At 38.4% G+C, this 554-nt stretch carries 1 pseudogene; it reads right to left on the bottom strand.

Going from position 1 to position 554, the window contains the following annotated elements:
- Window positions 1–554, bottom strand: a pseudogene (locus tag ABD944_RS42255) (cell division protein FtsH); the annotation flags it as partial.

Genomic DNA, 554 nt, shown 5'->3' with positions numbered 1-554 from the left:
AACTTCTGCGTCACCGAAAATGATTTCTTCTGCAGCTCTGCCACCAAGAGCACCTACGATACGGGCTAGTATTTGAGATCTTGATATTAGACTTTGATCATCACTAGGAGTAAACCAAGTTAAGCCTCTTGCTTGCCCTCTTGGTATTAATGTAACTTTTTGCACAGGATCATGATGCTCTAATAAACTGCCTATTATTGCGTGACCCACTTCGTGATACGCAATTAATCTTTTGCTTTTACTGTCAATTAAAGGAGTGCCTTCCATCCCGGCTACTACTCGATCAATTGATGTATCAATTTCAGACATAGTCATTGCATTTTTTCTTCGTCGAGCCGTTAAGATAGCAGCCTCATTTAGTAAGTTAGCTAAATCAGCTCCTGAAAAGCCGGGAGTTCTTCTGGCAATGGTTTCTAAAGATACTTTAGGTTCCATTTTCTTATTTTTAGCATGAACTTCAAGAATTGCTAACCTGCCTTTAAAATCTGGTACATCTACAGAAACTTGTCTATCAAATCTTCCAGGTCTTAATAATGCAGAATCTAAAATATCAG

The sequence above is a fragment of the Actinomadura verrucosospora genome (genome assembly GCF_039540335.1).
GTDB lineage: Bacteria > Actinomycetota > Actinomycetes > Streptosporangiales > Streptosporangiaceae > Spirillospora > Spirillospora verrucosospora.
Note: the sequence above shows the minus strand (reverse complement) of the source record. Positions and strands in the feature narration are given on the sequence as shown.